Origin of the sequence: Pseudomonas sp. PAMC 25886 (assembly GCF_000242655.1) — a bacterium.
Lineage (GTDB): Bacteria > Pseudomonadota > Gammaproteobacteria > Pseudomonadales > Pseudomonadaceae > Aquipseudomonas.
Genome location: NZ_AHHC01000035.1, coordinates 41,465 through 54,498, shown reverse-complemented (window position 1 = coordinate 54,498; position 13,034 = coordinate 41,465). Strand labels below are relative to the sequence as shown.

The following is a 13,034-nucleotide window of genomic DNA, read 5'->3' as shown; positions in this document are numbered from 1 at the left end:
CTTCAACGGAGCGACCCCGATGCAGGCAGTGGATTTCAATTCGGACATGGGCGAAGGCTTTGGCCCCTGGACCATCGGCGACGGCGTCGACAGTGAACTGATGGCGTACATCAGCTCGGCCAACATCGCCACCGGCTTCCACGCCGGCGACCCGGGCACTATGCGTCGCACGGTCGAGCGCGCCAAGCAACTGGGCGTGGCGATTGGGGCGCACCCGGGCTTTCGTGACCTGGTGGGTTTCGGCCGTCGCCACATCAATGCCCCGGCCCAGGAGCTGGTGGACGACATGCTCTATCAGCTTGGCGCCTTGCGGGAAATCGCCCGGGCGCAGGGCCTGACGCTGCAACACATCAAACCCCACGGCGCGCTCTACATGCACCTGGCCCGGGACGAAGAAGCGGCACGCTTGCTGGTGGAAAACCTGCAACGGCTGGAGCCCACGTTGTTGCTGTATTGCATGCCCAACTCGGTGATCTGGCGTATTGCCAAGGAACTGGGCCAGCCGGTGGTGCGGGAGTTTTACGCCGACCGTGAGTACGATCTCACGGGCTCCATCGTGTTTACCCGCAATGTGCGCGCGCTGGATCCTGCGACGGTGGCGGCGCGGGTGCTGCGGGCGTGTCAGACCGGGCTGGTGCGTACCGTCGAAGGGGAAGACCTGTTTATCGAATTCGATTCCATCTGCCTGCACAGCGACACCCCCGGTGCCCTTGAACTGGTGGAAGCCACCCGTGAAGCCTTGGATAAGGCGGGGATCGTTGTGGTGAGCGGGCTTGCCCCGCGTTGGGCTGCGCAGCAGCCCCTATAAGCCCACGGAGTTTCCCCAGGCAGCATTCAAGGTCAGGTTTTGGGGCTGCTACGCAGCCCAACGGGGGACAAGCCCCCTCGCCACAATGACTACTTCTGCCAACACTCATGATTTTTTGCCTGCCTTTCTACAATGATTCCAAGAGGAACAGACATGGCCGAATCTTCCCCGATCCGCTACAGCTTTGGCGGTGATGAACACCTGTTTGCCGAGGTCAGCGAGAGCATGTCCCTGGAGGCCTTCTTCAAGGGCATGGCCGTCACCCGCGCCGTGGAGCGCCTGGCCCTGGACGGTGTACTGGACGTTTGCCTGGCGAATGCCTCGTTCCAGATTCGCTTCGACCCGGACCGCATCGCGCCTCACGTGCTGCTCGACGCCGTGCAAAGCGCCGAAGCGCTGGCGGTGGCCGAACGCACCTTGCACACCCGCATCATCGAAATCCCGGTGCTGTACAACGACCCCTGGACCCATGAAACCTTGATGCGTTTTCGCGACCGCCACCAGGACCCGACCGGTACCGACCTGGAGTACGCCGCCCGGATCAATGGCCTGGCGGATGTGGAGGCGTTTATCGCCGCTCACAGTGGCGCGCCGTGGTTTGTCTCGATGGTGGGGTTTGTGGCGGGCCTGCCGTTCATGTTCCAGATGGTCGAGCGCGAGCGGCAGTTGCAGGTGCCCAAGTACCTGCGCCCACGCACCGACACGCCAAAATTGACCCTCGGCCACGGCGGCTGCTTCGGCTGTATCTACTCGGTGCGCGGCGCCGGCGGTTACCAGATGTTCGGCGTCACCCCGGCACCGATCTACGACCCGCAACAGCAACTGGCTTACCTGAAAGAGCACATGGTGTTCTTCCGCCCCGGCGACATCGTGCAGTTCAAACCTATGGACCGCGACGCCTATGACCTGGCCGTGGCTGAAGTGGACGCAGGGCGTTTTGACCTGCGCATCCGCCCGGTGGAATTTTCCCTCGATGCCTTTCTTGCCGACCCTATTGGCTACCCGAAAACCCTGCAGGAGGCGCTGGCATGATCAAGGTACTCAAACCCGGCCTCGCCACCTCGGTGCAGGACCTTGGCCGCGAAGGTTATTACCACCTGGGCATCCCGCCGTCCGGCGCGCTGGACCAATACGCCTTGAGCGCGGCCAACCATCTGGTGGGCAACCCGGCCGGTGCTGCCGGGTTGGAATGCACGTTGATCGGGCCGGAGCTGGAGTTTCAACAGGATGCATTGGTGGCGCTGTGCGGGGCGCTGATGTCGCCGCGCCTGGACGGTGTGGTGGTGCATCAGGACACCGCGTTTCAAGTGCGTGCCGGGCAAGTGCTGCGCTTCGAGTTCCCCAAGGCCGGTGCGCGGACTTACCTGGCGGTGGCCGGTGGCATCGACGTGCCGCTGGTACTCGGCAGTCGTTCCACTTACACACTCGGCGCCTTGGGCGGGTTTCAGGGGCGGCGGTTGGTGGAGGGTGATGAACTGCCGGTCGGCGAGGCCAGTGGCAAAGGCCGGGCGGGGAACAGTTTGCCCATGGCGTTGCGCCAATCGGTAGGCGGCGACGTGACCCTGCGGGTGGTACCGGGGCTGTATTACGAGCGACTCACACCCGGCGCAAAAAGCAGCTTTTTTGCCGAACCCTGGACGGTCGGTTCGGAAGCGGACCGCATCGGCTATCGCTTCAAGGGCGGCAGCGCCTTGAGCTTTCAGCCACGGGAACAGCCGTTTGGTGCCGGCTCTGACCCATCGAACATCGTCGACAGTTGCTACCCCATCGGCTCGATCCAGGTACCGGCCGGGCTGGAGCCGATCGTGCTGCATCGGGATGCGGTATCGGGTGGCGGCTACGCGATGATTGGCACGGTGATCAGTGCCGACCTGGATCTGATCGGGCAGATGCAGCCGAACCAGCGGGCGGGGTTCGTGGCGGTGACGCTGGAGGAAGCGCTGGAGGCGCGGCGGGTGTACAAGAAGCGGTTGAAGGTGATGGGCGGGCTCTTCAGCAACTGATGAGCCTGTTGTCCTGAAGATGCTTTTTTGTGGCGAGGGAGCTTGCTCCCGCTGGGCTGCGTAGCGGCCCCAAAATCCTGGGAGCGCTGCGCACTCCAGCGGGAGCAAGCTCCCTCGCCACAACAGCAAATCAATCCGGTTTTAGAACAACTGGGTAAACAGCCAATACAGGCTGCCCGACAACAGAATCGCCGCCGGCAAGGTCAGCACCCAGGCCATCAGCAAGTTGCGGATGGTCTTCATCTGCAAGCCACCCCCATTCGCCACCATGGTCCCGGCCACACCCGAGGACAGCACATGGGTGGTGGACACCGGCAAGCCGTAGATGTCCGCCGCGCCGATGGTCAGCATCGTCACCATCTCGGCCGAGGCGCCCTGGGCGTAGGTCAGGTGGGTCTTGCCGATCTTCTCGCCCACCGTCACCACGATGCGCTTCCAGCCGACCATGGTCCCCAGCCCCAGGGCGATGGCCACCGCGATCTTGACCCACAGCGGAATAAACCGCGTGGCGCTGTCGATCTGTTGCTTGAACAGTTGCAGCTTGTTCTGGGTGTCGGCGTCGAAGTTGCCGACCTTGCCCTTGTCCATCAGGCGGATGGTTTCGCTGGTCAGGTACATGTCGTTACGCACGTTGCCCACGGCTTCCACCGGTACGGCCGCGAGGGAGCCGTAGCCCTTCACTTCTTCACCGATATGGCCGGTGATGGCGGCGAGGGCGGGCACCAGTTCCGGCGTGGCTTCCTTGGTGCGCACATAGGTCGACAAGGTGGCGCGGGAGTCGGCAGGTGCCAGTTGCGGGGCACTTTTCACCAGGGCGGCCTGGGTCACTTCGGCCACGGCAGCGAACTGCAACGACTCACCCGCCGGCATGGTGCGGTTCAACGCGTAGGCCATCGGCAGGGTGCCCACCAGGATCAACATGATCAGGCCCATGCCTTTCTGGCCGTCGTTGGAACCGTGGGCAAACGACACGCCGGTGCAGGTGGCGATCAGCATGCCGCGAATCCACCATGGCGGCGGGGTGTCGCCTTTGGGTGCCTTGTACAGCGAACGGTTTTTCACAAAGGCCCGCAGCGCCAGCAACAGCAGCGCGGCGAAGGCGAAGCCGATCAGCGGCGACAGCAGCAGCGCATAACCGATCTTGATCGCCTGGCCCCAATCCACACCGCTGGTACCGTCGCGGCCGTGCATCAGCGCGTTGGCCACGCCCACGCCGATGATCGAGCCGATCAGCGTGTGGGACGACGACGCCGGCAAGCCCAGCCACCAGGTGCCGAGGTTCCACAGGATCGCGGCGATCAACAGCGCGAAGATCATCGCAAAGCCGGCGGAGGAGCCGACCTGCAAAATCAGCTCAACCGGCAGCAGGGCGATGATGCCGAACGCCACCGCGCCGCTGGACAGCAGCACACCGAGGAAGTTGAAAAAGCCCGACCACACCACCGCGAAATGCGGCGGCAGCGAGTTGGTGTAGATCACCGTGGCCACGGCGTTGGCGGTGTCGTGGAAGCCGTTGACGAACTCAAAGCCCAGGGCGATCAACAGCGCCACACCCAACAGCAGGAACGGCGTCCAGGTGGTGACCACCGTGCCCAGTTCGTGCATGTCGTGCATCAGGCTGTAGGCGGTGAACAACAGGCCCATGGCGAGCACGGCGAAGAAAATGATCACCGTGAGCAGGCCGGGTTTCTTGTCCAGGCGCGGTTTGGGATCGGTTGTAGCGGAGGAGGTGGAGGCGGTCAGCGAAGGGGTTGCCATGCCGGAACATCCAGTGTTGGGGAGGATGTCGGTCATGATCATTGCAAAATGTTACAGAGATGCTGCGGTAAGTCAGTGTTTAGGTGAAAGGGGCTGCCACTGGTCTGCAACCCCCTGAATTTCAATAGTCCTTGCGCTTGCGAAACGCCCAGCGCCCGGCAATCAGGGTGAACGTGGCCACCAGGGCCACCAGGATCCAGAAGCCCTCGGGGTCCGTAGAAAGCGGTACGCCCCCGACGTTCATGCCAAAAAAACCGGCAATGATATTGATCGGCAGCGCCAGCACCGTGACCACGGTCAGGGTGAACAGCGTGCGGTTGCTCTGCTCGTTGAGGTTGGCGGCGATCTCTTCCTGCAGCAGCTTGATCCGTTCACCCAACGCCATCAGGTCGTTGATGATCAGCGCAAACTCCTCGGTGGATTTGCGCAACTCCTTCACGTCCTCCTTCTGCAACCATTGCGGCGGGCGATTGAGCAACCGCAGCAACGAGCCGGGCTCCAGCGCCAGCAGCCGTTGCAGGCGCACCAGCACCCGGCGTGCGGCGCCCAGTTCGGCCCGGTTGGTGGACAGGCGTGACGACAGCAACTGGTCTTCGATCTGGTCGACGCTGAGGCTGGTCTTGCGCACGATCTGCGTCAGCACCTCGCCCTGGTCCCGCAGCAAATGCACCAGCAGTTCCAGCGGCGAGCGAAAGTGCTCACCGGCCTTCACCGACGACCGCAGCTTGTCCACCGAGTGCAGCGGTTGCAGACGCGCACTGACCAGCAGCCGGCTGCGGGCGCAGACCCACAACGTGGAAATGTCTGAAGACACCATGCTGCTGAAGTTGAACACCACGTCGTTGACCACCGCCAGCAAGGCCGAGTCCACGTGTTCGATGCGGGTGGAGCGTGAGCCTTCGTGCAAGGCTTCGAAGAATTCTTCTGGCAGGTTCAGGTGCCCCTGCATCCAGCGCTCGCAGGCAGCGTGGGCCAGGTTCAGGTGCAGCCAGAGGAATTCCTCGGGGTCACCGGGTTGCTGCAAGGCCGCCAGGGCGGTGGCTGAGTCGATCTGTTCGCCCTTTTCACCGGGGCGAAAACGAAAACCGTAAAGCAAGCCAAACAGGTCGGAGTCCTGGTGGCTGTGGTCGATGCTGTGGTTCATGGAGGCTCGCAGGGAAAGTGCCTGTAGGAGATTTCACAGGTTCACTTGAGCGCATCATGGCAACTGGATTTGACGGTTTTGTGACAATTTGAGGTGGGCGTCAATTGCCTGTGGGCAAACTGAAGCTGAACACCGTGCCGTCCTGCTCGTGGGACGACACCTCCAGCCGCCCGCCATGGGCGTCGGCAATCTGTTTGACGATGTACAAACCCAGGCCCAGCCCGGCCTGGGGTAGGGCGCCGGTCGGTCGGGAGTAGGGCTGGAACAGCAGCGGCATGGCTTGATCGCTGATCACCCCACGGTTTTTCACCGTCAGCTCGAACGTACCGTCGTTGACTTGCGCACTGACCTCAACCGGCCCTTCGGGGTTGCCGTGGCTGATGGCATTGCCCACCAGGTTGGAGAGCAATTGCGCCAGCCGTTCGCGGTCGCCTTGCACCCCCTTGAGGTTGCCGATGCGCGCGTGAATCTGGCGTGTCGGGTGAACGTGCTGCACCTCGTCCACCACGTGCTGCAAGGTGTCTTCCAGCCCGGAGCATTCACCGATGTGCACCGGGATGCCGCTGCCCATGCGCCCTCGGGCAAAATCCAGTACATCTTCCACCAACTGCGAAGCGCGGCGGCCGCTGGCGAGCATGTGCCGCACGAGGGTGTCGGTGGCCGGGTCAGGGTGTTTGCGCAACAGGCGCTCGGCGCCCACGTTGATTGCGAACAGCGGGTTGCGCAGGTCATGGCCGAGCACGGCGATGAACTGTTCCCGCAGTTCGGCGGTTTCCCGTTCTTGCTGCAAGTCGGCCTCGGTTTGCTGCAGGCTTTCTTCGGCTTCGATTTGCAGCGACAGCACCCGGGCAAACGACTCCATGGTCGACTGGATGGTGCTGCTGCGCAGCTGTGCCGGGTTCGGGTCCAGGGCGCAGATGGTGCCGAAAAAACGCCCGTCGGTGCGGAACACCGGCACCGAGATGTAGCTTTCAAAGTGGTAGATGCGTGGGGTGTGGTGGTCGCGGTACAGCGGGTCTTCGCTGGCTTTGTCGATCACGATCGAGACGTGGGAGCCCCGGATTTCGTGGCACAGGGTGGTGGTCAGGTCCAGTTCGCCGCCGACGGGCAGGCCGAAGTCCAGGCGGTCGAGCACGGCGCAGGCCGTCCATGAATCATCGGTCACCCGGGCCACGGCGGCAAATCGCAGGCCTGTCATTTCGCTGACCACCTGGAGAATGGCGGGTACAGCACTGATTCGGCCAATGGTGGCAATGTCTGCGGCTCTTTGCCCCATGGCGAACGGTCTCGATCCTGATGCTGCTGGCGTTGTGCCTTGGCTGATAACTGGGATTCTAGCGGCCTTGAAGGTTGAAGGTACAACTTCGTGTAAGGGAATTAGACTATTTACTCTTCTGGGCGACGAGCGCGCATAAAAAAGCCGCGCGGCCCGAAGGCGGCGCGGCGTTTTTGTGGTTCAACTCAGGTGTCTTGCTTGTTTTCCAGGACTTCGCCGGTCTTGGCGTCCAGCTTCACGTCCCACTTCACATTGCTGGTGTCACGCAGTTCGGTCTCGTAGACCAGGCGACCGGCTTCGTTTTCCAACTCGGTGTCAGCGATGGTGGCGCCTTTGTGCTGGGCCAGGGCCTTGGCGTTGAGTTTTTCAAAATCCATCACGGCACCGGACTTGAGCAGGCTCGGAATGTGGTCCGGGCGAACATCGGCCTGGGCGAAACCGGCGGTCATGGTCAGGGCGGCGGCAGCGAACAGAGCGGTCAGGTTTTTCATGGTGTGATCCTTTGGGGTGAGCTGTTTAAGTGGGATCAGGTTAACCAGCGCAACTTAACTCACCCTTAAAATTGCGCCGTTTGTTCAATCGGCGAGGAGTGCGGGGTTTCATGCTGGCGTCTCACTTATGGGAGACACAGATGAAACGGTTGATGACCTGGGTCTATGCGCCCGTGTTCTGGGCGGGATTTATCGGTTGGGCGTTGTGGCTGGTAGAGGTGGGTGCGCTGCCCTGGCTGGGGCTGGTGTTTGTAACGGCGGTGGCGGTGTCGTTTATCGCTGAGGCGTGGTTGCCTTACGAGCCCCAATGGAATCGAAACCAGGGCGATCGCAGGCGGGACATTCTTCATGCATTGGTCAATGAAGGCCTCAATGCATTGGGCTTGTTGATCCTGCCGGGGTTGACCGCACTGTTGGCCATCGACGGTCTATGGCCGCGGGCATGGCCGCTGTGGGAGCAATTGCTGCTGGCGATTTTCATTGCCGATGCGGGCATCACCCTGATGCATTACGCCAGTCACCGGGTCGGGGCGTTGTGGCGCCTGCATGCGGTGCATCACAGCGTGCAGCGGCTGTACGGTTTCAATGGCTTGATGAAGCACCCGCTGCACCAGATGCTGGAAGCCACGGCCGGGCTGCTGCCGTTGATCCTGCTGGGCATTCCCACGGATGTGGCGCTGCTGCTGGCGCTGGCGATTGCCATTCAGCTGTTGTTGCAGCATTCCAACGTCGACATGCGCCTGGGGCCGCTGCGCTGGGTGTTCGCCTGGGCGCCGGTGCATCGGTTTCACCACATGAAATATGGCCGGGCGGGGGATGTGAATTTCGGGCTGTTTTTCAATCTGTGGGATTGGCTGTTGGGGACGGCGTTTTACTGCCAGGACTATCGAATGGGGCAGGGCGATCTGGGGATTGGCAGCCGGCCGGACTTTCCGCGGGATTATGTGGCGCAGTTGCGCGATCCGTTCAGGGCCGTGCGATTGAGCAAGGAGCCGCCGGTTCCGGCCGGTCTATTCCAGGATTCGCACGTGCAGGTTGCGCAACGACGCCCCGGCCGTGACGCCAAATAGCTGCTTCATGGTCCTGGAAAAATGCGCCGAATCGGCGAACCCCGCGCCATGGGCCGCCTCGGTCAAGGTGTTACCGCCGAGCGCCAGCCCCAGCGCTACCCGCAAGCGCCGCCACAGCACCAGGCGGCGCACCGGCAACCCCAACTGATGGGCGAACAAGCGCTCCAACTGGCTCAACGAAACGTGCGCTGCCTGCGCGAGAGCCTGGGCCGAGACCTTGCCGCTCAGTTGCTGATCCAGCGCCAGCAGCGCGCGCTCCACACGGGTGTCTTCCAGTGCGCGTCGCGGCAACTGCCGCAGCGTGCGGTCGAGTGCCTCAAGGGACAGTTGGCTATCGGCGAGGGCGGCCAGCAAAAGGTCGAGATCAAACGCGCCGGGCTCGGCATACACCATCAACACCTCACCCTCGGTGTGGAGGATGGCGTGGGGCATTCTTGAGGGGATAAACAGGCGATGGGCCGTGGTGACACGGCCATCGAGGCTGGCCGTGATCGGCTCGCCCGGGGAGAACATCAACTGATGGGCATAGTGCGCATGGGGCGCGGTGCGCCCCGGTATGCCCTGGATCAGCCCGTAGTCAGGCCCCAGCCACAGGCGACCTGACCATTCGGAACTCACTCAGTAACCGTTGTCCTGCAGCAGGTCGGCCACGCTCGAGGACGGCCAGCGCTTGTAGTACTTCAGCAGTTCGGCGGCGCGGTTGGTGAAGATGCCATCGACGCCGGCCTTCATCACCTTGTCGAAGTCCACCGGCTCATCCACGGTGTACACGTGCACCAGCAGGCCCTTGTCGTGGGTCAACTGGTTCATCTCGGGTTTGACCAGGTCGGAGTAGCTCTGGTCGCCCAGGTTGGTCAGCTGTGCCGAAGGGCCGGTACCGATGGCGCCCAGGCTCTTGGCCTCGTCGATCCATTTTTCGAATTCGGCGGCGTCCTTGGGTTCCTGCTTGGCGTAGTAGGCGGCTTTGGTCGGCTCGCCGGACTCGGCGAAGGTCACCTTGGATTTCGGTTCGATGCTGCCTTCACCCACCCACAGCAGCAGGATTTTCGGGGTGTTGGGCATCTCTTTTTGCAGCTCTTTCAGGCTGTCCTTCTCAAAGGTTTGCAGCACTACGCGGCCCTTGCCCTGGCCGACGCCGATGTTTTTCTGGGCCTGGTTGGAGCCGGTGGAGCTCAGCCAGCCTTTATCCAGCAGCTTGTTCTTCAGGTCAGCTTCGATACCCGGGAATTGCTTCGGCTCTTTGGTTTCGATGTACAGGCCGGGTTTGTGCTGCGGGTTGCCTTCGGCGATCTTGATGATTTCGTCCAGGCTCAGGATTTTCAGGCCGACGAAGCCAGGGCGGGCGCGGTCCGGGTAGGCGGCGTTGAACCAGCTGCCGGCGTCCAGGGTTTTAAGCTCGGCCCAGGTGAATTCGTTGGCCGGGCTGTCTTTGCGCTCGGGGAACTTGGTGGCGACGTCGGTGGTGCGTTGCAGGTTGTTGTCATGGAGGGCGAACAGTACGCCGTCCTTGCTGCGTTGCAGGTCCATTTCCAGGTAGTCGGCACCCAGGTCGCGCGCCACTTTGTAGGCCGCGGCGGTGGATTCCGGTGCATCGTAGGACGCGCCACGGTGGGCAATCACCGCAGGGTGCGGAATGCCTTCGTTGGTGGCCAATTCGGTAGGGCTGATCGGGCTTGCCGCCTGTGCGTGGCCAAGGCCCAACATCAGGGCCAGCAGCAGGGCACTCTTGGTAAACGTGACAGGCATATGCGAAGTCCTTTCGTGGAGGTAACTTTGAGAAGGGCTCCTTTTTAACAATTGAATGCGAATGGCGCTATCACCAAACCGACATTAACGTGTTCACGGGCCATTTTTCTGCGCTTTTGTGCTGTGCTATGCAGTACTCTTGCCCTTAGCTGCCCCATCAGAGGGCAGATTTTTTTGCCACGCGTGTAAACCATCTTTCCAGTCCAAGTAGGACTTTTCAGTGAGGTTTACCATGCGCATCACCTCCGAGCTTATCTGCCAGGCCGCCGACCAACTCCACGGTTTTGTCGGCCTGAACCGCAAGACCGGCCAGTACATCGTACGTTTCAGCGAAGATTCCTTCGGCATGGACGTGGCCGATGACGGCATTATCCCTACCTCCGAGTTTGTCTGGCTGCCGGTGGACGGGCAGGCCATGACCTTGTCCCGCGAGCGGATCCAGTTGTTGCTGGACCAGAATATCGACGATCGCATCAACATTACCGAACCGCTGCGGGTGTACATGCGCCGGGTGGAGATTCCACAGATCAGTGCGGTGCGTCATTTGGTCAGTTGAGCGCCACATTGCCCCTGCGGCGAAAGAGCTTTTTGTGGCGAGGGAGCTTGCTCCCGCTGGGCTGCGCAGCAGACCCAAAAGCTTGGGAGCGCTGCGCACTCCAGCGGGAGCAAGCTCCCTCGCTACAGAAGCCCCTTGCCCACATTGAGTGTTTTGCACAGGTTGATGTTTCAGCGTTCGAACGCGTAAGACCGCTCCACCTTGCACACCCGTGTATGGCACGCCGAGTACCAGGTGGCGCGCCCTTGCTCGCGCACCTCAGTGTGTTCGGCGTGCTGCTTCCAGGCCAGGATCGCGGCTTCGCTGCTCCAGTAGGACACGGTGATGCCCAGCCCGTCGTCCCCTCGTGCCGATTCCACGCCGAGAAACCCGGGTTGTTGCCGGGCCAGTTCCAGCATGCGCTCGGCGGCTTGTCCGTAGCCGTTGTCACCTTCAGTGCGCAACGAACTGAACACCACGGCGTAATACGGCGGCTTGGGTGTCTTGGCGATCATGCGCAGGCCTTCAGCAGCGCAATGGCCAGCGGCGGGGTGATGCCTTTAAGCGCCGCACGTTCCGGCTGGAACAGGGTGGCGACAAAAAACGGGTGGTCCAGCAACTCCACCGCCCGCAGGTCGCCCGCCGAGTCGTGGCCGCTGGCGATCAGGTCGGCCTCCAGCAGTGCGCTTTCGAAGTCTGGGTTGATGCCATAGCGGCAGCGGTAGCCTTCGTGGAGATCGAGGGTGCCGTAGGCCTCGGCGATGCGGGTAAAGGCCATCAGGCGGATGCTGTCTGTCGCCTCCACCAGGGCGCAGGTCAGGGGTGTCAGTACCGCGCGCGGCGAGTCGGGGGCCAGTTCACCATGCTCGGCGTCGGCCCAGCCCAGCACGTTGCGGGCATATTCCAGCACCGCGTGTTGAAAACCGCCGCAGGTGCCGAGGAAAGGACGCCGCTGTTCGCGGGCATAACGGATGGCCAGCAGGGCGCCGTCGAGGTCGCGGTAGGGGCTGGCGGGGACGCACCAGAAGCCATCGTAGTGCTGCAGTTGTTCGGTGGATTTGATCGTGTCGGTGGCCAGCCAGTCGAACCGCACCGTCAGGCCCAACGCCTCGCCGGCCTGTTGCAACGCCAAGGGAATGGCCTGGTGTGCGGTGACTTGCGCATCGTAGTCGCCGATCAGGGCCAGGTGCAGGGTGGTTTTATTCATCGAGGGTATCCGTGGCTTGTTGAGTCCTGGCGCTCACTATAGATTGGCGTCCACGCAATCAATATTGGCGTTAGCACATATGTTCAATGCAGTGGCGCACTATCAAATCGACTATCCCGACCTGTCCCTGATCCTCGCACTGGTGCGTGGCGGCACGCTTGCACGGGCGGCGGGGTTGCTGCGGGTGGATGTGTCTACGGTGTTCCGAGCCGTGCGGCGGCTGGAGACGGCGCTGGGCCAGACGCTGTTCGAAAAGAGCCGCGCTGGCTACCTGCCCACCACCTTGGCCACCACCCTCGCCGAGCAGGCCGAACGTGCCGAACAGGCGCTGGAGGCGGCGCGTGTGGGGGTGGAGCAGGGCGGTGAAGTGATCAGCGGCACGGTACGCCTGACCTGTACCGATTCGGTGCTGCAAGCGCTGTTATTGCCGGCCCTGGCGCAGTTCATGCCCGGCTACCCGGCGCTGACCCTGGAACTGAGCACCTCCAATGACTTTGCCAACCTCAGCCGCCGCGACGCGGATATCGCCTTGCGCCTGACCAAGGCACCGCCCGAGCATCTGGTAGGACGTTGCCTGGGCACGGTGTCGTATCGGGTGTGTGCCAGTGCCGACTATGCCCGCCAGCACGCGGGCGCGGAGCTGGCCGCCCTGAACTGGATCGCGCCGGATGACTTCCTGCCGGACCACCCCACCGTCACCTGGCGGCGCCAGCACTTGCCGGGGGTAATGCCGGCCTATCGCTGCAACAGCATGGTCTCGGTGACCGAACTGGTGCGCGCGGGGCTTGGCGTGGCAGCGTTGCCGGATTACCTGCTGGGCGCGGACTTGCACCCGCTGAGCCCGCCGCTGGTAGGGCACGACACCGCCCTGTGGCTGCTGACACGCCCCGATTGCCGGGCCTTGCGCTCGGTGGTGACGTTATTTGATCAGTTGGGCCAGCATGTGCGCTTGCCGGTGAACTGACTGTGGGAGCTGGCTTGCCTGCGATACAGGCG

Annotated in this window: 14 protein-coding genes; 6 read left to right on the top strand and 8 right to left on the bottom strand. The window is 62.6% G+C overall.

Translation table 11 applies throughout. The features are described 5' to 3' along the window. The first annotated feature begins 19 nt into the window (after window positions 1-19). From MUM_RS0111220 to MUM_RS0111210, 3 genes are all read left to right on the top strand, one after another. Window positions 20-808 (top strand): 5-oxoprolinase subunit PxpA, encoded by a 789-nt coding sequence (locus tag MUM_RS0111220; RefSeq protein ID WP_010169811.1) that lies wholly within the window; start codon window positions 20-22, stop codon window positions 806-808. A gap of 153 nt (window positions 809-961) precedes the next feature. Further along, window positions 962-1,840, top strand: coding sequence for a 5-oxoprolinase subunit B family protein (locus MUM_RS0111215; RefSeq protein ID WP_010169810.1), 879 nt, complete (start codon window positions 962-964; stop codon window positions 1,838-1,840). Then, complete coding sequence (locus MUM_RS0111210) at window positions 1,837-2,811, top strand: biotin-dependent carboxyltransferase family protein (protein ID WP_010169809.1); 975 nt, start codon at window positions 1,837-1,839, stop codon at window positions 2,809-2,811. Before MUM_RS0111215 ends, MUM_RS0111210 begins: the two co-directional genes overlap by 4 nt. Window positions 2,812-2,952: 141 nt before the next feature. Here the strand turns inward: MUM_RS0111210 and MUM_RS0111205 are convergent, their stop codons facing one another. From MUM_RS0111205 to MUM_RS0111190, 4 genes are all read right to left on the bottom strand, one after another. Beyond that, window positions 2,953-4,569, bottom strand: coding sequence for an inorganic phosphate transporter (locus MUM_RS0111205; protein WP_010169808.1), 1,617 nt, complete (start codon window positions 4,567-4,569; stop codon window positions 2,953-2,955). 121 nt (window positions 4,570-4,690) lie between these two features. Next, window positions 4,691-5,713, bottom strand: a complete 1,023-nt coding sequence (locus MUM_RS0111200) for a transporter (protein ID WP_010169807.1) — start codon at window positions 5,711-5,713, stop codon at window positions 4,691-4,693. A 100-nt stretch (window positions 5,714-5,813) separates the two neighbouring features. After that, window positions 5,814-6,989 (bottom strand): GAF domain-containing sensor histidine kinase, encoded by a 1,176-nt coding sequence (locus tag MUM_RS0111195; RefSeq protein WP_029615853.1) that lies wholly within the window; start codon window positions 6,987-6,989, stop codon window positions 5,814-5,816. Window positions 6,990-7,174: 185 nt separating this feature from the next. Next, a complete protein-coding gene (locus MUM_RS0111190; RefSeq protein WP_010169805.1) occupies window positions 7,175-7,480 on the bottom strand; it encodes a PepSY domain-containing protein in 306 nt (101 codons plus the stop codon). Between the two features lie 140 nt (window positions 7,481-7,620). Between MUM_RS0111190 and MUM_RS0111185 the strand changes: the two genes are divergently transcribed. Further along, window positions 7,621-8,550, top strand: a complete 930-nt coding sequence (locus MUM_RS0111185; protein WP_010169804.1) for a sterol desaturase family protein — start codon at window positions 7,621-7,623, stop codon at window positions 8,548-8,550. Here MUM_RS0111185 and MUM_RS0111180 read toward each other — a convergent pair. Together MUM_RS0111180 and MUM_RS0111175 are read right to left on the bottom strand one after the other, a co-directional pair. Continuing rightward, complete coding sequence (locus tag MUM_RS0111180) at window positions 8,491-9,168, bottom strand: helix-turn-helix domain-containing protein (RefSeq protein WP_029615852.1); 678 nt, start codon at window positions 9,166-9,168, stop codon at window positions 8,491-8,493. The genes MUM_RS0111185 and MUM_RS0111180 overlap by 60 nt on opposite strands. Continuing rightward, window positions 9,169-10,296, bottom strand: coding sequence for a glycerophosphodiester phosphodiesterase (locus tag MUM_RS0111175; RefSeq protein ID WP_010169802.1), 1,128 nt, complete (start codon window positions 10,294-10,296; stop codon window positions 9,169-9,171). 232 nt (window positions 10,297-10,528) lie between these two features. On the opposite strand from MUM_RS0111175, the gene MUM_RS0111170 reads away from it, so the two are divergent. Then, window positions 10,529-10,852, top strand: a complete 324-nt coding sequence (locus MUM_RS0111170; protein ID WP_010169801.1) for a DUF2025 family protein — start codon at window positions 10,529-10,531, stop codon at window positions 10,850-10,852. A 170-nt stretch (window positions 10,853-11,022) separates the two neighbouring features. On the opposite strand, the gene MUM_RS0111165 is transcribed toward MUM_RS0111170, so the two are convergent. Further along, the gene (locus tag MUM_RS0111165; protein ID WP_010169800.1) at window positions 11,023-11,346 is read right to left on the bottom strand and encodes an antibiotic biosynthesis monooxygenase family protein; all 324 of its coding nucleotides are present in this window, start codon (window positions 11,344-11,346) and stop codon (window positions 11,023-11,025) included. Next, window positions 11,343-12,038, bottom strand: a complete 696-nt coding sequence (locus MUM_RS0111160) for a CTP synthase C-terminal region-related (seleno)protein (RefSeq protein WP_010169799.1) — start codon at window positions 12,036-12,038, stop codon at window positions 11,343-11,345. The genes MUM_RS0111165 and MUM_RS0111160 overlap by 4 nt, the downstream gene beginning before the upstream one ends. Window positions 12,039-12,117: 79 nt before the next feature. Between MUM_RS0111160 and MUM_RS0111155 the strand changes: the two genes are divergently transcribed. Beyond that, window positions 12,118-13,002, top strand: coding sequence for a LysR family transcriptional regulator (locus MUM_RS0111155; protein ID WP_010169798.1), 885 nt, complete (start codon window positions 12,118-12,120; stop codon window positions 13,000-13,002). Window positions 13,003-13,034 lie beyond the last annotated feature (32 nt).

Coding starts and splice junctions, on each gene's coding strand:
- MUM_RS0111200 (WP_010169807.1), bottom strand. CDS start 5,713: ATGAACCACAGCATCGACCACAGCCACCAGGACTCCGACCTGTTTGGC.
- MUM_RS0111195 (WP_029615853.1), bottom strand. CDS start 6,989: ATGGGGCAAAGAGCCGCAGACATTGCCACCATTGGCCGAATCAGTGCT.
- MUM_RS0111155 (WP_010169798.1), top strand. CDS start 12,118: ATGTTCAATGCAGTGGCGCACTATCAAATCGACTATCCCGACCTGTCC.
- MUM_RS0111215 (WP_010169810.1), top strand. CDS start 962: ATGGCCGAATCTTCCCCGATCCGCTACAGCTTTGGCGGTGATGAACAC.
- MUM_RS0111170 (WP_010169801.1), top strand. CDS start 10,529: ATGCGCATCACCTCCGAGCTTATCTGCCAGGCCGCCGACCAACTCCAC.
- MUM_RS0111190 (WP_010169805.1), bottom strand. CDS start 7,480: ATGAAAAACCTGACCGCTCTGTTCGCTGCCGCCGCCCTGACCATGACC.
- MUM_RS0111205 (WP_010169808.1), bottom strand. CDS start 4,569: ATGGCAACCCCTTCGCTGACCGCCTCCACCTCCTCCGCTACAACCGAT.
- MUM_RS0111220 (WP_010169811.1), top strand. CDS start 20: ATGCAGGCAGTGGATTTCAATTCGGACATGGGCGAAGGCTTTGGCCCC.
- MUM_RS0111165 (WP_010169800.1), bottom strand. CDS start 11,346: ATGATCGCCAAGACACCCAAGCCGCCGTATTACGCCGTGGTGTTCAGT.
- MUM_RS0111175 (WP_010169802.1), bottom strand. CDS start 10,296: ATGCCTGTCACGTTTACCAAGAGTGCCCTGCTGCTGGCCCTGATGTTG.
- MUM_RS0111185 (WP_010169804.1), top strand. CDS start 7,621: ATGAAACGGTTGATGACCTGGGTCTATGCGCCCGTGTTCTGGGCGGGA.
- MUM_RS0111160 (WP_010169799.1), bottom strand. CDS start 12,038: ATGAATAAAACCACCCTGCACCTGGCCCTGATCGGCGACTACGATGCG.
- MUM_RS0111210 (WP_010169809.1), top strand. CDS start 1,837: ATGATCAAGGTACTCAAACCCGGCCTCGCCACCTCGGTGCAGGACCTT.